General features: G+C 73.6%; 22 protein-coding genes and 1 pseudogene. 9 read left to right on the top strand and 14 right to left on the bottom strand.

Annotation, left to right across the window (positions count from 1 at the left end; translation table 11 throughout):
• Nucleotides 1–172: 172 nt before the first annotated feature.
• Together tuf and AC069X_RS35385 are read right to left on the bottom strand one after the other, a co-directional pair.
• Nucleotides 173–1,354 (bottom strand): elongation factor Tu, encoded by a 1,182-nt coding sequence (gene tuf / locus AC069X_RS35390; protein WP_478735341.1) that lies wholly within the window; start codon nt 1,352–1,354, stop codon nt 173–175.
• A 90-nt stretch (nt 1,355–1,444) separates the two neighbouring features.
• Complete coding sequence (locus AC069X_RS35385; protein WP_478735339.1) at nt 1,445–1,603, bottom strand: hypothetical protein; 159 nt, start codon at nt 1,601–1,603, stop codon at nt 1,445–1,447.
• A gap of 145 nt (nt 1,604–1,748) precedes the next feature.
• On the opposite strand from AC069X_RS35385, the gene AC069X_RS35380 reads away from it, so the two are divergent.
• The 4 genes and pseudogenes from AC069X_RS35380 (at nt 1,749) to lnt (ending at nt 5,787) form a co-directional block, all read left to right on the top strand.
• Complete coding sequence (locus AC069X_RS35380; RefSeq protein ID WP_478735354.1) at nt 1,749–2,444, top strand: TVP38/TMEM64 family protein; 696 nt, start codon at nt 1,749–1,751, stop codon at nt 2,442–2,444.
• Nucleotides 2,445–2,492: 48 nt separating this feature from the next.
• Nucleotides 2,493–3,356 (top strand): annotated as a pseudogene (locus AC069X_RS35375) (undecaprenyl-diphosphate phosphatase); the annotation flags it as partial.
• A gap of 377 nt (nt 3,357–3,733) precedes the next feature.
• A complete protein-coding gene (locus tag AC069X_RS35370; RefSeq protein WP_478735337.1) occupies nt 3,734–4,195 on the top strand; it encodes a nuclear transport factor 2 family protein in 462 nt (153 codons plus the stop codon).
• Nucleotides 4,196–4,242: 47 nt separating this feature from the next.
• On the top strand, nt 4,243–5,787 hold the full coding sequence (gene lnt, locus AC069X_RS35365) for an apolipoprotein N-acyltransferase (RefSeq protein ID WP_478735335.1): 1,545 nt from the start codon (nt 4,243–4,245) through the stop codon (nt 5,785–5,787).
• On the opposite strand, the gene AC069X_RS35360 is transcribed toward lnt, so the two are convergent.
• Nucleotides 5,726–6,637 carry a Gfo/Idh/MocA family protein gene (locus tag AC069X_RS35360; protein ID WP_478735333.1) on the bottom strand — a complete coding sequence of 304 codons (912 nt, stop codon included), beginning with the start codon at nt 6,635–6,637 and terminating at the stop codon, nt 5,726–5,728. The genes lnt and AC069X_RS35360 overlap by 62 nt on opposite strands.
• Nucleotides 6,638–6,721: 84 nt before the next feature.
• Here AC069X_RS35360 and AC069X_RS35355 point away from each other — a divergent pair, with 84 nt between their 5' ends.
• Both AC069X_RS35355 and AC069X_RS35350 read left to right on the top strand, forming a co-directional pair.
• On the top strand, nt 6,722–7,249 hold the full coding sequence (locus AC069X_RS35355) for a DinB family protein (protein ID WP_478735331.1): 528 nt from the start codon (nt 6,722–6,724) through the stop codon (nt 7,247–7,249).
• Nucleotides 7,250–7,357: 108 nt separating this feature from the next.
• Nucleotides 7,358–7,897: a hypothetical protein gene (locus AC069X_RS35350; protein WP_478735329.1), complete on the top strand. Its 540-nt coding sequence runs from the start codon at nt 7,358–7,360 to the stop codon at nt 7,895–7,897.
• Nucleotides 7,898–7,964: 67 nt separating this feature from the next.
• Here the strand turns inward: AC069X_RS35350 and AC069X_RS35345 are convergent, their stop codons facing one another.
• The 8 genes from AC069X_RS35345 to AC069X_RS35310 all read right to left on the bottom strand — a co-directional run bounded on the left by AC069X_RS35345 (nt 7,965) and on the right by AC069X_RS35310 (nt 14,668).
• Nucleotides 7,965–8,534, bottom strand: a complete 570-nt coding sequence (locus AC069X_RS35345; protein WP_478735327.1) for a hypothetical protein — start codon at nt 8,532–8,534, stop codon at nt 7,965–7,967.
• 50 nt (nt 8,535–8,584) lie between these two features.
• Complete coding sequence (locus AC069X_RS35340; protein ID WP_362472730.1) at nt 8,585–9,253, bottom strand: uracil-DNA glycosylase; 669 nt, start codon at nt 9,251–9,253, stop codon at nt 8,585–8,587.
• A gap of 97 nt (nt 9,254–9,350) precedes the next feature.
• Entirely contained in the window at nt 9,351–10,934 is a 1,584-nt protein-coding gene (locus AC069X_RS35335; RefSeq protein ID WP_478735326.1) for an ABC transporter substrate-binding protein, read from the bottom strand.
• Between the two features lie 152 nt (nt 10,935–11,086).
• Nucleotides 11,087–11,884, bottom strand: a complete 798-nt coding sequence (locus tag AC069X_RS35330) for an SDR family oxidoreductase (protein ID WP_478735324.1) — start codon at nt 11,882–11,884, stop codon at nt 11,087–11,089.
• Nucleotides 11,885–11,910: 26 nt separating this feature from the next.
• Entirely contained in the window at nt 11,911–12,672 is a 762-nt protein-coding gene (gene fabG / locus AC069X_RS35325; protein WP_478735322.1) for a 3-oxoacyl-ACP reductase FabG, read from the bottom strand.
• Nucleotides 12,673–12,809: 137 nt separating this feature from the next.
• Nucleotides 12,810–13,193 (bottom strand): DUF3037 domain-containing protein, encoded by a 384-nt coding sequence (locus AC069X_RS35320; protein ID WP_478735320.1) that lies wholly within the window; start codon nt 13,191–13,193, stop codon nt 12,810–12,812.
• Nucleotides 13,190–14,035: a HipA family kinase gene (locus AC069X_RS35315; protein WP_478735318.1), complete on the bottom strand. Its 846-nt coding sequence runs from the start codon at nt 14,033–14,035 to the stop codon at nt 13,190–13,192. Before AC069X_RS35315 ends, AC069X_RS35320 begins: the two co-directional genes overlap by 4 nt.
• 18 nt (nt 14,036–14,053) lie before the next feature.
• On the bottom strand, nt 14,054–14,668 hold the full coding sequence (locus tag AC069X_RS35310; protein ID WP_478735316.1) for a cysteine hydrolase family protein: 615 nt from the start codon (nt 14,666–14,668) through the stop codon (nt 14,054–14,056).
• Between the two features lie 76 nt (nt 14,669–14,744).
• Between AC069X_RS35310 and AC069X_RS35305 the strand changes: the two genes are divergently transcribed.
• Nucleotides 14,745–15,218: a pyridoxamine 5'-phosphate oxidase family protein gene (locus AC069X_RS35305; protein ID WP_478735314.1), complete on the top strand. Its 474-nt coding sequence runs from the start codon at nt 14,745–14,747 to the stop codon at nt 15,216–15,218.
• Between the two features lie 48 nt (nt 15,219–15,266).
• Here the strand turns inward: AC069X_RS35305 and AC069X_RS35300 are convergent, their stop codons facing one another.
• On the bottom strand, nt 15,267–16,166 hold the full coding sequence (locus AC069X_RS35300; RefSeq protein ID WP_478735312.1) for a LysR family transcriptional regulator: 900 nt from the start codon (nt 16,164–16,166) through the stop codon (nt 15,267–15,269).
• Nucleotides 16,167–16,204: 38 nt separating this feature from the next.
• On the opposite strand from AC069X_RS35300, the gene AC069X_RS35295 reads away from it, so the two are divergent.
• Nucleotides 16,205–17,206 (top strand): DMT family transporter, encoded by a 1,002-nt coding sequence (locus AC069X_RS35295; RefSeq protein ID WP_478735310.1) that lies wholly within the window; start codon nt 16,205–16,207, stop codon nt 17,204–17,206.
• A gap of 230 nt (nt 17,207–17,436) precedes the next feature.
• Here the strand turns inward: AC069X_RS35295 and AC069X_RS35290 are convergent, their stop codons facing one another.
• Complete coding sequence (locus AC069X_RS35290; protein ID WP_478735308.1) at nt 17,437–18,768, bottom strand: aminotransferase class I/II-fold pyridoxal phosphate-dependent enzyme; 1,332 nt, start codon at nt 18,766–18,768, stop codon at nt 17,437–17,439.
• 37 nt (nt 18,769–18,805) lie between these two features.
• Between AC069X_RS35290 and AC069X_RS35285 the strand changes: the two genes are divergently transcribed.
• Nucleotides 18,806–19,498: a pyridoxamine 5'-phosphate oxidase family protein gene (locus AC069X_RS35285; RefSeq protein WP_478735306.1), complete on the top strand. Its 693-nt coding sequence runs from the start codon at nt 18,806–18,808 to the stop codon at nt 19,496–19,498.
• On the opposite strand, the gene AC069X_RS35280 is transcribed toward AC069X_RS35285, so the two are convergent.
• Nucleotides 19,480–20,481, bottom strand: a complete 1,002-nt coding sequence (locus AC069X_RS35280) for a DMT family transporter (RefSeq protein ID WP_478735304.1) — start codon at nt 20,479–20,481, stop codon at nt 19,480–19,482. The genes AC069X_RS35285 and AC069X_RS35280 overlap by 19 nt on opposite strands.
• Nucleotides 20,482–20,534 lie beyond the last annotated feature (53 nt).

The raw sequence follows: 20,534 nt of genomic DNA, 5'->3' as shown, positions 1-20,534 counted from the left end.
ACCCTCCCCCCCCCCCCCCCCCCCCTCCCCCTCCCCCCCCCCCCCCCCCCCCCCTCCCCCCCCCCCCCCCCCCCCCCCCCCCCCCCCCCCCCCCCACGCCGGGGTGGGGCCTGGACCCGGGCCAGGGGTGTCCGGCGGATCGGGGCCGGACACCCGTTAGGCCGGACACCGGCTAGCCGAGAACGGCCGTCACCGTCCCCGCGCCGACCGTGCGGCCGCCCTCGCGGACCGCGAAGCCGAGGCCCGCCTCCAGGGGCACCTCCCGGCCCAGCTCGACGGTCATGGTGACCGTCTCCCCGGGACGGGCCACGGCCGTCCCGCCCAGGTCCACGTCGCCGACCACGTCGGCGGTGCGGACGTAGAACTGCGGCCGGTAGCCGGTCGAGACGGGCGTCGTGCGGCCGCCCTCCCGCGCGGAGAGCACGTACACGCGCGCGGTGAAGCGCCGGCTCGGCGTCACGCTCCCCGGCGCCGCGACGACGTGTCCGCGGCGCACCCCGTCGCGGTGCACGCCGCGCAGCAGCAGCGCGACGTTGTCCCCCGCCTCGGCGGACTCCATCGGCTTGCCGAAGGTCTCCAGGCCGGTGACCACGGTCTCGACGGGCTCGCCGTCGCCCCCGAGGACGGTGACCCGGTCGCCGGGCCGGACGGTGCCGCGCTCGACGGCTCCGGTGACGACGGTCCCGCGGCCGGTGATGGTGAGGACGTTCTCGACCGGCAGCAGGAACGGCGCGTCCGTGTACCGCACCGGCATCGGCACGTAGGTGTCCACGGCGTCCAGCAGCGCCTCGATCGCCCCGGTCCAGTGCGGGTCGCCCTCCAGCGCGCGGAGCCCGGAGACCCGTACGACGGGCGCGGTGTCCCCTCCGTAGCCGTGCGCGGAGAGCAGGTCGCGGACCTCCAGCTCGACCAGGTCGGTGAGCTCCGGGTCCCCGGCGTCGGCCTTGTTGAGGGCCACCACGATGTGGTCGACCCCGACCTGGCGGGCGAGCAGGACGTGCTCGGAGGTCTGGGGCATGACCCCGTCGAGGGCGGAGACGACGAGGATCGCCCCGTCGAGCTGGGCGGCGCCGGTGACCATGTTCTTGACGTAGTCGGCGTGTCCGGGCATGTCGACGTGGGCGTAGTGCCGGGTGTCGGTCTCGTACTCGACGTGGGTGAGGTTGATGGTGATGCCGCGGCGGGCCTCCTCGGGGGCCCGGTCGATGCGGTCGAAGGGCACGAAGGAGGCGCCGCCGCGCTCGGCGAGGACCTTGGTGATGGCGGCGGTGAGGGTGGTCTTGCCGTGGTCGACGTGGCCCATGGTGCCGATGTTGAGGTGCGGCTTGGTGCGGGTGAAGGCCGTTTTGGCCATGGTCTCTTTCCCGTGGCTCGAAGCTGGAACGGGACCCCTGGGTTCTGCCGACCCTCCCCCTGCGGGGTCCGCCGGACGATCCGGGAAGGGTCAGCTTCGTGCGCCGTCGAACGCGGCGAGTGCCGCTGCGGCGAATGCCTCTGCCAGGGCGACGGCGGAGGAGGCCAGGACGGCCGCGACGGCCGGGACGGCAGCCTTCGGCGCGTCCGCGACTGCGGACGGCGCTGCGGGGAAGGCGTACCGGGACATGGCCCCGATCCTGCCGGAGCGGCCGGAGCGCGTCGAACGGATTATCCGCGGAGGCCGCCCGGAGGAGGCCGGAATGAGGCCTGGATTACGGCGGGGCGTCATAGGGGTCGGTTAGTCTCCCCGGGTGTCCCTCCTCCTCGCGCCGATGGCCCGGCTGTCGCTGCTCGTCGTGCTGCTGGTCGCGGCCGGGGTCTGCGTACTGCTCTACGAGCCCCAGCGGCTGCTGTCGCAGGGCTGGCCGCCGGGGCTGCCGGTCGGCACGGGGGTGCTGCTGTTCGCGGGCGCGTACGGTCTGTGCACGGCGGCGTTCGTCCCCCGCCCCCTGCTGAACCTGGCCGCCGGGGCGGTCTTCGGGACCCAGTTCGGCCTGGTGGCGGCCGTCGGCGGCACCGTGGTCGGCGCGGGACTGGCCTTCGGCCTGGGCCGGGCCATGGGGCAGGAGGCGTTGCGCCCGTACCTGAGGGGCCGGTGGCTGAAGGCGGCCGACGGCCAGCTCAGCCGGCACGGGTTCCGCTCGATGCTCGCCGTCCGGATCTTCCCCGGGGTGCCCTTCGCCGCGGCCAACTACCTCGCCGCCGTCTCGCGCTGCGGCTGGTTCCCCTTCCTCCTGGCGACGGCGCTCGGTACGGTGCCCAACACCGCCGCGTACGTGATCGCCGGAGCCAGCGCCTCCTCCCCCGGATCGCCCGCGTTCCTGGCCTCGTTCGGGTTCATCGCGGTCTCCGGAGCGGTCGCGGCGGTGGTCGCCTGGCGCAAGCGGCACCGGCTGGCGCCGCCCGTCGCGGCCGGGTCCGCACAAGCACACCCCCCAGTGGTCACGGCGGCTCCCCACGGGCCCTAGCATCGGACCCGAACTGCCCGACGATCACAAGGACGAGCGCACCCCGACATGAGCTGGTTCGAATCCCTAATCCTCGGTCTCGTCCAAGGGCTTACGGAGTTCCTCCCGATCTCCTCCAGCGCCCACCTGCGGCTGACCGCGGCTTTCGCCGGCTGGCACGATCCCGGTGCGGCCTTCACGGCCATCACCCAGATCGGCACCGAGGCCGCCGTGCTGATCTATTTCCGCAAGGACATCGGGCGGATCATCTCCACCTGGTCCCGCTCCCTGTTCGACAAGACGCTGCGCTCCGAGCAGGACGCCAAGATGGGCTGGCTGGTCATCGTCGGCTCGATCCCGATCGGTGTCCTCGGCGTCCTGTTCAAGGACCAGATCACCGGCCCCGCCCGTGACCTGCGGCTGACGGCGACCACGCTGATCGTGATGGGTCTGGTCCTCGGCTTCGCCGACTGGCTGGCCTCGCGCGACGAGGAGGGCGGACGGCACCGGGTGGTCAAGCAGCGCAAGACGCTGCGGGAGCTGGGCGTCAAGGACGGTCTGATCTTCGGTCTGTGCCAGGCGATGGCGCTGATCCCGGGTGTCTCCCGGTCGGGTGCGACGATCTCCGGCGGTCTGCTGCTGGGCTTCACCCGCGAGGCGGCGGCCCGCTACTCCTTCCTCCTGGCCATCCCGGCCGTGCTGGCCTCCGGAGCGTTCGAGATCAAGGACGTGATGGAGAACCCCGGGCACATCTTCTGGGGGCCGACGGTCTTCGCCACGGTGATCGCCTTCTTCATCGGCTACGCGGTCATCGCCTGGTTCATGAAGTTCATCTCCACCAAGAGCTTCATGCCGTTCGTGATCTACCGGATCCTGCTCGGCATCGTGCTGTTCGTGTTGAGTGGGGGGGGCGGGGGGAGCCGGCACGCGGGGGGGGGGGGTTGGGGACCCGGGCGGACGGCCAGTGGCCTGAACTCGACGCGGGGGCCGCCCGGGAACGTTCCCGGGCGGCCCCCGCGTCGTTGTCCCCAAAGAGACGTGAAGGCGAACAGCAGGGGGTGTCCCATGGGCCGCGTGGTACTGGAGCGTTTCCCGGCGGGAAGTCCGCGCGGGAGCTGGCCGGCCGAGGAGTACGCCGCGCAGCGGATGCGCGAGGGCGTGCCGGCGGAGGTGGTCATGGACCTGGCCAGTGACGCGTTCCTGGTCGTGATCCGGCAACGGGAGGCGCATTCCGGTCACTGATCCGCGCCGCGCGGATCAATGACCGCACGCCCCTTGGCCTCGGCGGCCCGCAGCCCCACACTGACCCGATGACTCAGCGTGTGGACCTGGCGACGGTGATGGACCGTCTCGCCATCGACGAGGTGGTCTCGGGGTACGCGGCGGCCGTCGACGACGGGGACTGGGCCGCCTACCGCGCCCTGTTCACCCCCGCCGGGCGGGCGGACTACACCTCGGCGGGCGGGGTGGAGGGCCCGGCCGGGGAGGTCGCGGACTGGCTGGCGGGGACGATGGAGCTCTTCCCGGTGCGCCAGCACCTGATCGTCAACCGGCTGGTCCGGATCGAGGACGGGGGCGGCTACCCCGGGGACGCGGCACTGGTCCGGGCCGACTTCCTCAACCCGATGCGGCTGGCCGGCGCCGGCGACCGCGCCACGGCCCCCAACTTCGTCGCCGCGGGGCGCTACACGTTCACCCTGGCCCGGACCCCCGACGGGTGGCGGCTCACCGGGGTCACGGTCCACGAGAAGTGGCGTCACGTGACGGCCTGAGCCGCGCCCTGCCGGAGGCGGTCCCACACTGGAAGCGGAGGCGCGTCATGCTGCTCGCGAAGCGGACCCGGTGGTGGCGTGCGGCGGCCGCGGTGGCCGCCGGGGCGCTGCCCTGTCTGGCCTTCCCGGCGCCGGGGCTGTGGTGGTGGGCGTACGTCGCCCTCGTGCCCTGGATGCTGCTGCTGCGCTCCGCGCCCACCGGACGGCGCGCGGCGCTGGAGGGCTGGCTCGGCGGTGCGGGCTTCATCGTGGCGGTGCACCACTGGCTGCTGCCGAGCCTGCACGTGTTCCTGGTCCCGCTCGCGGTGCTGCTGGGGGTGCTGTGGGTGCCGTGGGCCCTGTTGGTGCGGGAGCTGCTCGGCGGGGTGCCGGGCGCGGGGCGGGCGGTGGCCGGGCTGGTCCTCGTACCGGCGGGGTGGCTGCTGTCGGAGCTGGCCCGGTCATGGCAGGGGCTGGGCGGGCCGTGGGGGCTGCTCGGGGCCAGTCAGTGGCAGGTACCCCCGGCGCTGCGGCTGGCCGCGCTGGGCGGGGTGTGGCTGGTGAGCCTGCTGGTGGTGGCGGTGAACTGCGCGGTGGTGCTGCTGGTCGCGGTGCCGGGGGCGCGGGCTCCGGCGGTGGCCGCCGTGGCGGGGTGCGCGGTGCTGGCGGGAGTGGTGTGGCTGTGGCTGCCGCGCCCCGAGGTGTCGGGAGGGCTGCGCGTGGCCGTCGTACAGCCGGGCCTGGTGGGCGGGGCGGACGGGGCGGAGCGGCGGTTCGACGCGGAGGAGCGGCTGACGCGGAGCCTGGCGGGGGCCCGGCCGGACCTGGTGGTGTGGGGGGAGAGCGGCGTCGGCTCGGACCTGGCGGCGCGGCCCGACCTGTCCCGGCGGCTGGCGGCCCTGTCCGCGGAGCTCGGGGTCCCGCTGCTGGTCAACGTGGACGCGCGGCGCTCGGACCGGCCCGGGATCTACAAGAGCTCGGTGCTGATCGGCCCGGAGGGCCCCACGGGCGACCGGTACGACAAGATGCGGCTGGTCCCCTTCGGCGAGTACGTGCCGGCCCGCTCGGTGCTGGGCTGGGCCACCTCGGTCGGCAAGGCGGCGGGCGAGGACCGGATGCGCGGCGCGGCGCCGGTGGTCGTGGACCTGCCCGGCGGGGTGCGGCTGGGGCCGCTGGTGTGCTTCGAGTCGGCCTTCCCCGACATGAGCCGGCACCTGGTCCGGGAGGGGGCGGGGCTGCTCGTCGCGCAGTCGGCGACCTCGACCTTCCAGGACAGCTGGGCCCCGGCCCAGCACGCCTCGCTGGCCGCCCTGCGCGCCGCCGAGACGGGCCGCCCGGTGGTGCACGCGACCCTGACCGGCATCAGCGCCGTGTACGGCCCGTCCGGCGGCCTGACCGGGCCCGTCCTGCCCACCTCGGCGAGCACGGCGGCCGTGTACGAGGTCCCGCTCGCCCGGGGCACGACCCCCTTCGTCCGCTTCGGGAACTGGCCCGCGGGCGCCTCCGTGGCCGCGCTGGGGCTGTACTGCGCGGCCCTGGTGCTGCGGGCGCTCAGGCCGGGGAGGCCTGCTCCAGAGCCGTCAGCACCACCCGCTCGCACAGCTCGTGGGTGAGCAGGGCGTCCCGGGCGCTGATCTCCTTGCCGGTCTCCACGGCCTCCAGGAAGGTGTCCACGGCCTGCTCGATGCCGCGCTGGCGGGCCACTGACACCCAGTCGCCGCGCCGGCGCACGGTGGGCTGGCCCCGGTGGTCGACGACCTCGGCGAGGTTGACGACCTGGCGCTTGGAGTCCTGGCCGGACACCTCCAGGACCTCCTCGGCCGATCCGGAGCGCCGGTTCATGATCCCGAGGGCGGTGAATCCGTCGCCGGACATCTGGAGCACCACCTGTGACATCAGCCCCTCGCGCACCACGGCCCGGACGTCGATGCGGTCGGCCTCGCCGGGCAGCAGGAAGCGCAGGGTGTCGACGACGTGGATGAAGTCGTCCAGGACCAGGGTGCGGGGGTCCTCGGGGAGCCCGATGCGGTTCTTCTGCATGACGATCAGATCGCGCGGGTGGTCGGCGCACAGCGTGTAGCCGGGCGCGTGACGGCGGTTGAAGCCGACGAAGAGGCCGGTCCCGCGCTCCTCGGCGAGTTCCACCAGGCGCCGCGAGTCCGCGAGCTCGTAGGCCAGCGGCTTGTCCACGTACGTGGCCACGCCCGCCTCCAGCAGCCGGGTCACGATCTCGGGGTGCGTGGCCGTCGGGGCGTGCACGAAGGCGGCGTCGAGGTCCTGGGCGAGCAGCGAGTCCAGCGTGGTGTGGCGGTGACCGGGCGGGACGCGGTACGTGTCGCCGATCCGCTGGAGCGTCGCCGGGGTACGCGTCTGCACGTGCAGATCGACCCCGGGACGGGTGGTGAGGACGGGCAGGTACGCCTTCTGCGCGATGTCGCCGAGTCCGATGACGCCGACCTTCACCGGGAGCCTCCTGGTATGTGCCGTATGGGACAGCGGCAGCTTAATCCCTGGTGGGAGGAGGCGCGTTCGTCCAGGATGTGGCCCATGACCACGACTGCGAACGGATCGCACCGCCCCGAACCCTCCACCACCGCCGCCGAGCGGGAGATGCTGGAGGGCTGGCTCGACTACCACCGCTCCACCCTGACCTGGAAGTGCGAGGGGCTCACCGAGGAACAGCTGCGCCTCACCCCGCTCAGGCCCTCGGCCCTGAGCCTGATGGGGCTCGTACGGCACATGGCGGAGGTGGAGCGGTACTGGTTCCGCGAGATCGCCCTGGGCGAGGACCTGCCCGACCTGTACAGCACCCGGGAAAACCGGGACGGCGACTTCGAGTTCACCGACGGCGACACCTGGGCGGCGGCGGAGCGGGTCTGGCGGACCGAGGTGGAGCTGGCGCGACGGGCGGCCGCCGACCGCTCCCTGGACGACGTGTCGGACGCCGCGAGCCACCACCGCGGCGAGGTGTTCAGCCTGCGCTGGATCTACACGCACATGATCGAGGAGTACGCCCGGCACAACGGGCACGCGGACCTGCTGCGCGAGCACATCGACGGCGCCACCGGGGAGTAGCCGGGCCCGCTCCGGTGTCCGCCGGACATCCCCTCCCCGTCACCCGTGCGGGGTGAATATCGGCTCAGGGTTTTCGCAACGGGGTGCTCGCACAGCAGAGTTGCGCGGGTGCATCCAACCCGAACCTCGACGAAGCTGCTCCTCGGAGCCGCGTGTGCCGTATCGGCCGTCTCCGGCTGCGTGAACGTGGACCCCGCCCAGATGCGGCCGGTGGGGGCTCCCTCCGACGGGCTGCCGCCCCGGCACGAGCCGCGCGGCGGGCCGGCGGCGCTGCCCGTGGTCGTCCAGGCGCCCGCGCTGGAGGCGCTGAAGGCGGTACCCCGGGAGGGCCTGCGTCCGACGGCCCCGACGGCCGCGGGGCGGGGCTCGGCGCGTACCGTGCCCGGGCCGCGCTCGGAGCCCGGGGAGACCGTGCAGGCCCCGCCCGCCGCCCCCGAGGTCCCGGAGCCGGCCGAGCCGGGCGGACACGGCCAGGGGGGCTCCCGGGGCGGCCCGCACGCCGTCAGGGCGGACGTGGAGCCGCCGCCCGGGCTGGTGCGGGAGCTGCCGGTGCGGCCGGCCGACGTGTGCGCGCTGGGCCGCCGGCACGGGAACTGGGAGCCGGACGGCCCGGAGGCCCGTATCTGCGCGGGCGTGAAGGACGGCTGAGGCCCCGCACGGCCGGCCGCCGGGCCGGCTACGGCCTCCAGGACGGCTGCCACGACTGCCACGACTGCTACGACTGCTCGGGGAACGGCCGGGGCCCCGGGCCCGCCTCCGCCGCGAGCCGGCGCTCCAGGCGGGCGATGGCGGCCCGTACGCCGTTGCCGTACCCGTCGTCGGACAGGGCTCCGGCGGCCGCCCGGGCCCGCGCGAGGTGGACCCGCGCCTCCTCGGGCCGGCGCAGCTTGGCGTAGTCGGCCGCGAGGCTGAGGTGCAGCGAGGGGTAGAAGACGCGTACGGCCGGGTGGGGCTCCGCCCGGCCGGGGGGCGCCTCGCCCAGCCGCCGTCCCAGTCCGTCGGCGGCGGTGAGGGCGCGCAGGTCCCAGGCCAGTTCGTCGGCGGGGTCGTCCTGGGTGTCGGCGAGGTAGTGGGCGAGCGTACAGCGGTGGAGGGAGTCGCCCTCCTCGCCGATCTCGGACCAGATCTCGCCGAGCCGGTTGCGGGCCTCCTCGCGGTCGCCGGCGTGCAGCAGGATCACGGCCTGGCCGATCCTGGTCATGACGGCGTCCTCCGACGCCTCCTGCTGCTGCTCCGTCAACGGGGGCCTCCGGCTCGCTCCGCCGGACCTGTCCGGTCCGATCATCAAGAAGCTAGCCGGAGGTACCGGCTCTGGCGCCGAGGCGCGGGGTGGTGTCAGCCCAGGTCCGGAATCCGCCAGTCGATCGGCTCATGGCCCTGGGCGGCGACGGCCTCGTTGATCTGCGTGAACGGGCGGGAGCCGAAGAACTTCTTGGCCGACAGCGGCGAGGGGTGGGCGCCCTTGACGATGACGTGCCGCTCCTCGTCGATGAGCGGGATCTTCTTCTGGGCGTAGGCGCCCCAGAGCACGAAGACGACCGGGTCGGGGCGCTCGGACACGGCGCGGATCACCGCGTCGGTGAACTTCTCCCAGCCCTTGCCCTTGTGGGAGTTGGGCTCGGCCTCGCGGACGGTGAGGACCGCGTTGAGCAGCAGGACGCCCTGCTCGGCCCACGGCATCAGGTACCCGTTGTCCGGGACCGGCAGGCCGAGCTCTTCCTTCATCTCCTTGTAGATGTTGCGCAGCGAGGGCGGGGTCTTGACCCCGGGCTGCACGGAGAAGCACAGGCCGTGTCCCTGGCCGGCGCCGTGGTAGGGGTCCTGGCCGAGGACCAGGACCTTCACCTTGTCGAACGGCGTGGCCTCCAGGGCCGCGAAGACCTGCTCGCGGGGCGGGTAGACCGGCCCGTTCGCCCGCTCCTTCTCGACGAACTCGGTGAGTTCCTTGAAGTAGGGCTGGTCCAGCTCCCCGCCGAGGACGGGGAGCCAGGACTCGGGCAGCATCTGGGTCACGTCGACAACCTCCGGTACAAGTTCGTGCAACTGATCCGAACCTACCGGGGACCACTGACAACGCCGCCACCCGGGCGTCCCGCCGGGATCACCAGCTGGTCTTGCGGTACAGCTCCCACATCTGCATGGCGGTCTGCGGGTCGAGGGCCCGCTCGGCGCCGGCGATGTCCTCGCGTGCGCCGACGTAGAGCTTGCCCTGCCACAGCGGGAGCAGCCGGACGTCCTGGGCGAAGATCTGCTGGGCCGCCTCGAACTCCCTGACTCCGGCCGAACGGTCGCCCTCGCGGCGGGACTTGGGCAGCAGCTCGTTGGTGATCTGCGGGGTGTCGTACGGGGTGCCGACCGCGTTCTCCTTGCCGACGAACGGCGCGATGAAGTTGTCGGGGTCCGGGAAGTCGGGGAACCAGCCTCGGCCGAAGACGGGGTACTGGCCTCCCTTGTAGCCCTCCTGGAAGGTCTTCCACGGCTGGCCGCGCAGGTTGATCTTGAAGAGTTCGCTCTCGTCGAGCTGCCGCTTGATCTCGGTGAACTCGTCGGCGGTGGAGGCGCCGTAGCGGTCGGTGGTGTACCAGAAGGTCAGCTCCACCTTCTGGGTGATCCCCGCGGCCGTGAGGATCTTCTTGGCCTTGGCGACGTCGGGGTTGCCGTAGATGTCGAAGAACGGCGTCTTGTGGCCCACGACGCCCTTGGGGACCATCGAGTAGAGCGGTTCGGCGGTGCCCTGGTAGACCTTGGAGACGATCGCGCCCCGGTCGATGATCTGGGCGATCGCCTGGCGCACGGCCGGCTTGTTGACCTGCGGGTCGCTGGGGTTGAAGACCAGGTAGCGGATCTCGGCGCCGACGTTCTCGACGACCTGCACGCCCTGGGACTGCGAGGCGGGGGTCTGGAGGTCCTTGATCTCGGCGGCGGAGAGGCCTCGGTAGGTGGCGTCGATCTCCTTGCCCTTGAGGGCCGCGATCATCTTCTTGGAGTCGGCGAAGTAGCGGATCGTCACGCCGTCGTTACGGCGGTTGGCGAAGCCGGTGTAGCTCTCGTTGCGGCCGAGGACCGCCTCGCTGCCCTCGGCGTACGAGGTGAGGACGTAGGGGCCGGAGCCGGTGACCTTGCCGTCCTCGCGGACCTTGTTGGCCGGGTAGGACTTCGGCGCGACCAGGGAGGCGGCCGGGGAGCCGAGGACGTACGGGAAGGTCGCGTCGGGGGTCTTCAGGTGGAAGACGACCGTGAGCGGGTCCGGCGCCTCGATCTTGTCGAGGGTGTTGAAGAGACCGGCGGGACCGACCTTGTGGTTGATCGTCTTGATCCGGTCGAGCGAGTGCTTGACGGCCTTGGAGTCCAGCGGCTCGCCGTCGGAGAACTTCAGGCCCTTGCGCAGGACGCAGCGGTAGGCCGTGTTCGCCGAGTCGGTGAACTCGCAGCTCTGGGCGGCGTCCGGCTGGGGCTTGGTGCTGCCCGTGGGGAAGGCCAGCAGGGTCTGGTAGACGTTGCGGTAGAGCTCCCAGGAGCCGTCCCAGGCCGCTGCGGGATCGAGGGTGCTGGGCGCGCTCATGGTGCCTACGGTGATCCGCTTCGCGGCGGCGTCATCGTCATCCGAGAACAGGCCGCATCCTGCGACCAGGGATATGGACGCAACGGCCGCAGCGATCTGCAGGCATCTGGTCCGGTTGAACACGTGCACGCTCCTCGATCAGCCAGGGGTGCGGCAGACCCTACCGCAGTGCATCACAAATCCAATGGGTAGGTTTCGTGAGGCACTTGACCGATTTCGGCCCGATTAGGCACGCATTTGCCTCTCGAAAAGAGGCAAATGCGTCCGGTTATCGGTCAGTGCACACCGGCATTGAGGAACATTCCCCCGTCGACGACGAGGGTTTGTCCGGTGATCCATTCCGCTTGTGCAGATGTCAGGAATGCGGCGGCTCCGCCGATGTCCTCCGGGACCCCGAGCCGGCCGAGCGGGTAGGCGGCCGCGGCCTCCTGCTCCCGGCCCTCGTAGAGCGCCTGCGCGAACCGGGTCTTCACCACCGCCGGGGCGATCGCGTTGACCCGCACCCGCGGCGCCATCTCGTGCGCGAGCTGGAGGGTCAGGTTGATCATCGCCGCCTTGCTCATCCCGTACGCCCCGATGAAGGGCGAGGCGGAGACCCCGGCGATGGAGGCGATGTTCACGATCGCCCCGCCGTGGTCCTTCTGCCAGGCGTGCCAGGTCCGCTGGGCGAAGCCCAGGGCCGAGATCACGTTGGTCTCGAAGACCTTGCGCGCCACCCCGAGGTCGAGGTCCGCGATCGGCCCGAAGACGGGGTTGGTGCCCGCGTTGTTCACCAGGAAGTCGACGCGGCCGTAGGCCTCCATCGCGCGCTCCACGGCGAGGGCCTGGTGGGCCTCGTCGTGCGCCTTCCCGGCCACCCCGGTGACCCGGTCCGCCCCGAGCCGCTCCACGGCCTCCTTGAGCGCGTCCTCGTTGCGTCCGGTGATCACGACCCGGTCCCCCCGGGCGACCAGCGCCTCGGCGATCCCGTAGCCGATGCCCCGGCTCGCGCCGGTGACGAGGGCGACCTTGCCGCTGTCCGCAACGCCGCCCGTACCGCTGCCCGCGCCGCTGTCCGTACCGCTGTCCGTCATGTCGTACGCCCGCCTCTCGTGGAACGTCAGTTGAGCGGGCCGCCGGCCACGTACAGGACCTGGCCGGAGACGAAGCCGGCCTCCTCGCCGGTGAAGAAGGCGATGGCGCCCGCGATGTCGTCCGGACGGCCCACGCGCTGCACGGGGATCTGGGAGGCGGCGGCCAGCTGGAACTCCTCGAAGCCCATGCCGACGCGGGCCGCGGTCTGCGCGGTCATCTCGGTGACGATGAAGCCGGGGGCGACCGCGTTGGCGGTGACTCCGAACTTGCCGAGCTCGATCGCCAGGGTCTTGGTGAAGCCCTGGAGACCGGCCTTGGCGGCGGCGTAGTTGGCCTGGCCCCGGTTGCCGAGCGCCGAGCTGCTGGAGAGGTTCACGATGCGGCCGAACTTGGCCTCCACCATGTACTTCTGACAGGCCCTCGCCATCAGGAACGCGCCGCGCAGGTGCACGTTCATGACGGTGTCCCAGTCGGTGTCGCTCATCTTGAAGAGCAGGTTGTCGCGCAGCACGCCCGCGTTGTTGACGAGGACCGTCGGGGCGCCGAGCGTGCTCGCGACCCGCTCGACGGCCGCCTCCACCTGGGCGGCGTCGGAGACGTCGCAGCCGCCCGCCAGGGCCCGGCCGCCGGCCGCCGTGATCGCCTCGACGGTGTCCTTGCAGGCCGCCTCGTCGAGGTCGAGTACGGCGACCGCCCGACCTTCGGCCGCCAGCCGGATGGCGGTGGCCGCGCCGATGCCCCGGGCCGCCCCGGTCACGATGGCGACGCGCTGCTCGGTGGTGGACATGCTGGTTCTCCTCGCCCTTGAGAGACGGCCGCCCGGAGGTGAGCAACCGCTTAGTAGCTTCAGCTGAGGAGACGCTAGGAGCCCTGACACCCCGTGTCAACGGCCCCCGGCGGCAACGGCGCGGCCCCGCCCGGAAATCAGCGGACCAGCAGGTCCAGCAGGCGTTCCACCTCCGCGGCGGGATCGGCCGTGAGACCGGTGTGCACCGGCCCGGGCTGCACCACCGTGCTGCGGGGGGCGATCAGCCAGCGGAACCTGCGCCCCGCGTCGTCGCCCGCCGCCTGTCCGGCCCGCTCACCGCCCTCGCACAGCCCCTCCACCCCGCGCAGGGCCGCCCGTACGCCGGCCACGTCGGCCGAGGGGTCCAGCGCGAGGAGCTTCGCCTCGTCGAGGTGGATGCGGGCGGCGACGTAGGAGTGCGCCCGGCAGTAGACGATGACACCGGCGTTGAAGCACTCACCGCGCTCCATCCGGGGCACCACGCGCACCAGCGCGTATTCGAACACGTCCCGCTTGGTCACTCGTCGCCGCTCTTCTGCTTGTTCTTGTCCGACTGGGGAGGGAGCCGCTCGGCGAGCCAGCCCGGCGGACCGGACTGCTGCCTGACCTCGGCCTCCATGGTGATCCTCTCGTGGATCACGGCCGCGCGCGGCAGCAGCGCCGCCACGTAGGCGCGGCGCACCGCGTCGGCGGAGTCGAAGCCCGGCTCGTCGGCCAGCCACTCGTCGGGGACGTCGGCGGTGACCTCGGTCAGCAGTTCCTCGGTCACCAGCGGGGCCAGCTCGGCGGCGGCCGCCGCGACGTCCGGGCCGACGGGGGCGAGGACGTGGTCGGAGGCGTTGTAGGGCTTGGCGGCGGCGGCCTGGGCGGTGGGCCAGTTGTGGTGCCAGATCATGGTGGCGCCGTGGTCGATGAGCCACAGGTCCCCGTGCCAGACCAGCATGTTCGGGTTGCGCCAGGACCGGTCGACGTTGTTGATCAGCGCGTCGAACCAGACGACGCGCCCCGCCTCGACCGGGTCGGCCCGGTACGCGAGGGGGTCGAAGCCGATGGAGCCGGGCAGGTAGTCCATGCCGAGGTTGAGCCCGCCACTTGCCTTCAGCAGCTCCTGGACCTCCTGGTCGGGCTCGGCGAGCCCGATGACGGGGTCGAGCTGCATCTGCACCAGCCGCGGGACCCTCAGACCCAGCCGCTGGGCGAGGCGCCCGCAGACCACTTCGGCGACCAGGGTCTTGCGGCCCTGGCCGGCTCCGGTGAATTTCATGACGTAGGTCCCGAGGTCGTCGGCCTCGACGATCCCCGGGAGCGAGCCGCCCTCACGCAAGGGCGTGACGTAGCGGGTCGCGATCACTTCGGACAGCATCCGCCCAGGTTACGGGGGTCAGCGCGACGGAGCCCACTGCATTCGCAGCGCTTCGGCCGTGGTGATGGACGCCACCAGCGCGAGGGAGTTGCGGATCACCTCGGCGGTGCAGGAGGCGGGCACCCCGGCGATGGCGTCGGCCGGGACCACGACCTCGTAGCCGAGGTTCACGGCGTCGAAGACGGTGTTCGGGATCGCGATGTTCGAGGAGACCCCGGTGACGACGAGGGTCCGGACGCCGAGGTTGCGCAGCAGGGCGTCCAGGTCGGTGCCGGCCATCGGGGAGAGCCCGTGCAGCCGGCGGACCACCAGGTCCCGCCCGTCCACGGTGATGGGGGCGGCGACCCGCACGGCCTCGCTGCCGGTCAGCTGCCGTACGGGGAGCTTGCCCGCGGCCCGGAAGAGCCGCGCGTTGGTGCCGGCCCCGAGCCCGTCGGGCCGCCGCTCGGCGACCGCGTGCACCACCTGCACTCCGGCCCCGCGCGCGGCGTCGGCCAGCGCCGCCACCCGGTCGAGCATCCCGGAGCCGCGGGCCTCCTCGGCCAGTTCGGGCAGGGCGCTGTTCTCGCCCACGACGCCGTTCTGGCACTCGACGGTGAGCAGCGCGGTGGTGGCTGGATCGAGTTCCGGCATGACTCCCCCTGGTGCGGCGACGGAAGAGCCCGCATGATTCCTGACACATAGTCAGATGTGAAGGGGTGCGGGGCGGATGGACGGGACGGACGCGCGGACGGCGCAGCGGCGGGGCCGGCGCATCATGATGAGCGACGAGGAGGTGGACGCCTTCCTGCGGGAACGGCGCACGTGCCGGGTGGCCACGGTCTCCCCGGACGGGCGCCCGCACGTCGGCGCCCTGTGGTTCGCCTGGGACGGCACCTCGCTGTGGCTGTACTCGATCACGCGCAGCCGCCGCTGGTCCGACCTGCGGGCCGACCCCCGGATCTCGGTGGTGGTGGACGCCGGTGAGGAGTACGGGGAGTTGCGCGGGGTCGAGCTGTCCGGCCGCGCGGTCTTCGTCGGCGAGGCGCCGCGCACCGGCGAGCCCTGCCCGGAGCTGGCGGAGCCGGAGCGGATCTTCCCGGTCAAGAACTTCGGGATCGCGGAGATGCCGCACGACGGCCGCCACGCCTGGATCCGGCTGACCCCGGACTCGGTGGTGTCCTGGGACTTCCGCAAGATCTGACGTCCGGACGCGGACCGCGTCCGGCGGACGTGGGGCGGGGCCGCCGCCCTACACCGCCGCGGCCGCCTCCTTGAGGGCGTCGACGGCGGCCCGGATGGAGGGCCTGCGGCCGGCGTCCGTCCGCCAGACCGCGTACACGTGGCGGCGTACGGTGCCGGCCACCGGCAGCAGCCGGACCCCCGGCGGCACGGGCCCGCGGCCCAGCCGGGGCGCCACGCACACGCCCAGCCCGGCCTCGACGAAGGCCAGCTGGGTGTGGTGCTCCTCGGCGATGTGCGCGATGCGCGGCTCGACCCCGATGCCGCGCAGGGTGAACACCAGCCACTCGTGGCAGAACTGCCCCTCGTTCCAGGAGATCCAGTCGTCGTCCGCGAAGTCCCCGAGGGAGATCTCGGTGCGGCCCGCCATCGGGTGGCCCGCCGGGACCGCGATGTCGGCGGCGTCGTCGAGCAGGTGGGCGCGGGTCAGCTCGGCCGGCACCGGCATCCGCTTGTTGTGCCAGTCGATGGCCAGGGCCATGTCGAGGTCACCGCGCACGACGGCCGCCATGCTCTCCTCGGGCTCCCGCTCCCGTACCAGGGCCCGCAGTTCGGGGTGGCCCGCCCGCAGGGTGGTGAGGGTGCGGGGCAGCAGCCCGCGCATGGCCGTGGGGAAGGCGCCGATCCGCAACTCCCCCACCGCGCAGCCCCGCTGGGCCTCCACGTCGGCCTGCGCGAGCTCGACCTGGGAGATGATCCGGGCCGCGTGGTCGGCGAGCAGCCGTCCGGCGTCGGTGAGCCGGACCCCGCGCCCGTTCTTGGTCAGCAGGGGCTGGCCGACCTCCCGTTCGAGCTTGGCCATCTGCTGGGAGACCGCCGATGTGGTCACATGGAGGCCGCCGGCCGCGCCGCTGACCGAGCCGTGGCGGGCGAGGGCGTCGAGGGTGCGCAGGCGTTCCAGGTTCAACATGTAAGCGATGCTACGCCGTCCCGCCAAGGAAATCTCGCTTGTCCTACGAGGTCATGCGCAGCAGAGTGAGCCGCATGAGCGCACCGACCACCTCCCGCCCCGCCTCCCACTCCCCCGCACGGACGCCGGTCCTCCGGGGCACCGCCCGGACCGCCCGCCTGGACTGGCGCCTGCGGTTCGCCCTCCTCTCGGTGGTGTGGGGCTTCAGCTTCCTCCTGATCAAGGTGGGCACCGAGGCGTTCGCACCCTTCCAGGTCGCCCTCGGCCGGGTGTTCTTCGGCGCGCTGGCCCTGCTGGCGGTCCTGGCGGTACGCCGTGAGCGACTGCCCCGCGGCCGTCGCACCTGGGGGCACCTCGCGGTGGCGGCGCTCCTGCTGAACACCGTCCCGTTCTCGCTGTTCGCCTACGCCGAGCAGACCATCCCCTCCAGCCTCGCGGGCATCTGCAACGCCACCTCCCCGCTGTGGGGCATGGCGCTGTCGCTGGTGGCCCTGTCGGAGGACCGCCCGACGCGGCGCCGCTTCGCGGGGCTGGGCATCGGCTTCCTGGGCGTCCTGACGGTGCTCGGCGCGTGGCAGGGGTTCGCGGGGATCGACGCCAAGGGCACCGCGCTGGCCCTGCTGGCCTCGCTCTCCTACCCCATCGGCTGGATCTACGTCCGCCGCACCCTGGCCGGCACCCCCGGCTCCCCGGTGGCGCTCACCGGGGCGCAGCTCCTGGTCTCCACCGTCCAGCTGGCCGCCGTCAGTGCGCTCTTCACCTCGGCCCCGGCCGGCTTCCCGCTGTGGCCGACGCTCGCGGTGGTCGCGCTGGGCGCCCTGGGTACGGGGATGGCCCTGCAGATGCAGTACGGGCTGGTGTCGGAGATCGGGCCGACCACCGCGCAGATGGTCACGTACTTCATCCCGGTGATCGCCACCACCGCCGGCGTCCTGGTCCTGGGCGAGCAGCTGCACTGGAACACCCCGCTCGGCGCGGCGATCGTCCTCGCGGGCGCGGCCCTCACCCAGTCCCGGCCGACCCCCGGCAAGACGGCCTGACCCACCCGGCCCCCGCCGCACCCCACGGCGGGGGCCGGTCCGCGCCCGGCGCGGGGGCCAGGACACCCCCAGGGCATGTCGTCGAACCGCCGTCCGCCCCACGGGCGACGAGGACCGATGACAGGCCCCAGGGGGTGTTGCGAAAGTCCTGCACGATGCCCACGGCGCCCGGCACGCACTCCCGCCTCACCGGACACCGCCGGCACCGCACAGGACTTTCGCAGCACCCCCTAGTCGAAGCGGCCCCCGGCCGTCGGGCGGACCGCCGCGGCCACCGCGTCGGCCAGGGCCGGGACGTCCCGCAGGGCCAGGCCGGAGACGGTGAGGCGTACGCCGGGGCCCGCCTGGACCCGGTAGCCGGCGCCCGGGCGCACCGCCCAGCCGGACGCCAGCAGCCGGGTGACCGCCGCCGTCTCGTCGGCGACCGGCACCCACACGTTCATCCCGCTCCGCCCGTGCGCCCGTACCCCGCGCTCCGCCAGTGCGGCGACCAGCCCGTCCCGCCGCAGCCCGTACGAGCGCGCGACGGCGCGCCGGTCCACGGCGCCGGAGGTCCACAGCTCCACCACCGCGTACTGGAGCAGCCGGCTCACCCAGCCGGGGCCCAGCCGCTGCCGGCCCCGGACCCGGTCCATCGTCACCGCGTCGCCCGTGAGCACCGCGAGCCGCAGGTCGGGGCCGTACGCCTTCGCCGTCGAGCGGAGCAGCGCCCAGTGCCGGGTCACCCCGCCCAGCGGGCACAGCGGCAGGTCGACGATCCCGTGGCCGTGGTCGTCCTCGATGAGGAGCACCTCGGGCCGCCCTGCCAGCAGTTCCCGGAGCGCCTCCGCCCGGGCGGGGGAGACCGCCGCGCCGGTCGGGTTCTGCGCGCGGGCCGTCACCACCAGGGCCCGCGCCCCCTCCGCCAGCGCCCGGGCCACCGCCTCCGGCACCGGCCCCTCGTCGTCGACGGCCACCGGGACCACCCGCAGGCCGAGCGCGGGGGCCAGGTCGAGCACGCTTCCCCAGCCCGGGTCCTCCACCGCCACCGCGTCCCCGGCGCGCAGATGGGCGGCCAGCACCCGCTCGATGCCGTCCAGCGCCCCCGAGGTCACCGCCAGTGCGCCGGCCGGGACCCCGTCGGCCTCGAAGCCGGCCCGGGCGAGCCGGGCGAGGTCCGGCAGCACCGGGTCCTCCCCGTACAGGGTCGGGGCCTCGGCGTACCGCCGGGCGGCGGCGGCCAGTGCCCCGTCCAGCGGCGGCAGCAGCGTCACGTCGGGGTTGCCCTGGGCGACGTCGCGCACGCCGGCCGGGACCGGCATCCGCAGCACGTCGCGCGGCGCCGTGGCGGGGCGCGCCCGCACCCGGCTGCCGCGCCGCCCGTCGGTCTCGATGACCCCGCGCTCGCGCAGGGTCCGGTAGGCGGCGGCCACGGTGTTGGGGTTCACCCCGAGCGCGGCCGCGAGCTCGCGCATCGGCGGCAGCAGCGCTCCCGGGGCGAGTGCGCCCGAACCGACGCCCGCTTCGACACTGGCCGCGATTTCGGATGCGCGGCGCCCACTGATCAGATACTCTCCTAGCACAAACTACATTATGCACTAGTGCAATGGAGTCCGCACCATGAGCGCCACCGCCCCGGCCCCCGCCTCCTCCACGACCCCCGCCGGCTACGAACCCACCGAGCGCACCGTCCCCAGCCGCGCCCGCCAGCGGGCCCGCTACGACCGCGAGACGGTGCACTCGATACTCGACCAGGCCTACCTGTGCCACCTCGGGTTCGTCCGCGACGGCGCGCCGGTGGTCCTGCCCACCCTCTACGGCCGGGTGGGCGAGACCCTCTACGTGCACGGCTCCACCGGCTCGCGCCCGCTCCTGGCCGCCGGGAAGGCCGACCCGGGCCTTCAGGTCTGCCTGACGGTGACGCACGTGGACGGCCTGGTGCTGGCCCGGTCCGCCTTCCACCACTCGATGAACTACCGCTCGGTGGTCGTGCACGGCACCGCCTACCAGGTCACGGACGAGGAGGAGTGCCGGATCGCGCTGGACGCCCTGGTCGACCAGGTCGTCCCCGGCCGCTCCGCGGACTCCCGCCCCGCCAGCGCCAAGGAGCTCGCGGCCACCGCGGTGATCCGCCTCGACCTCGACGAGGTCTCCGCGAAGGTCCGTACGGGCGGCCCGAACGACGACGCCGGAGACCTGGGCCTGCCCCACTGGGCGGGCGTGGTCCCGGTGGCCCCGGCCTACGGCGCCCCGGTCCCCGCCGCGGACCTGGCCCCCGGCATCGCCGTCCCCGGCTACGTCAGCGCGCTCTGAGCCTCCGGGGCGGGCCGCTCGCCGGGCCCGCCCCCGGCCCCGCCGCGCGTCCCGCCGGCCGGCCGGCGCGCCTCGGCCGCGATCAGCGCCCCGACCGCCGCCAGCAGCAGTACGGTGCCCAGCACCACGGCCCCCGTCAGCCGCTCCCCGAGCACCGCGACGGCGATCACCGCCGCGCTGACCGGCTCGATCAGCATGACCACCGACACCGTGGCGGCCCGCACCGCGGCCGCCCCCGTGAAGTACAGGACGTACGCCAGCGCCGTCGGCACCACCGCGACGTAGGCCAGCAGCCAGAACACCCGCACCGGCTCGGCCGTGTGCGGCAGCAGCCCCTCAACCGCCGCGAGCGGCAGCAGGCACACCGCGCCCACCGCCACCGACCACGCGGTGGTGACCAGCGGGTCCCCGCCCGTCCCGCGCCGCCCGAGCCACCGTGCCCGCAGCGTCATCCCCGCGTACCCGGCGGCCGACAGCAGCGCCCAGCCGACCCCGAGCGGCCGCACTTCACCGCCCCCGGAGCCCAGCACCAGTACGGCCAACCCCGCGAGGGCGCCGACGACGGCGGCCGCCCCGCCCCGCCCCAGCCGTTCGCCCATCCAGTACCGGCCGCCCAGCGCGATCAGCACGGGCCCCGCCCCGAGGGTGACCACGGTGCCGACCGCCAGGCCGGTCTCCCGCACGGCCCCGAAGTACGCGGCCTGGAACAGGGTGAACATCAGCCCGGTCGCGATCAGCGAAGCCGCCGACGGCCGCGCCGGGCGTCCCGGGCGCACGGCCGCCCGCGCGGGCCGGCGCCGTACGGCGAGCACTCCGAGCAGCACCGCCAGCCCGCCGGCGCACCGCCAGAAGGTCAGGGCGAGCGGGCCGAGGCCGGAGGCCAGGAAGAGGAGCGAGGCGGCCGCCCCGGCGGTGCCCCAGGCGGCTCCGGCGACGACGAGGTACAGCAGACTGCGCCCGGCGGCGGGCGTTTGGTTCGACACGTGTTTTCTCCGCGCATGCGTGAAGGACGAGGACATGAGGTCATCGCTTCGCG

Source organism: Streptomyces sp. NPDC043896, from assembly GCF_056435605.1.
This window is presented reverse-complemented; position numbering and strand designations above follow the sequence as displayed.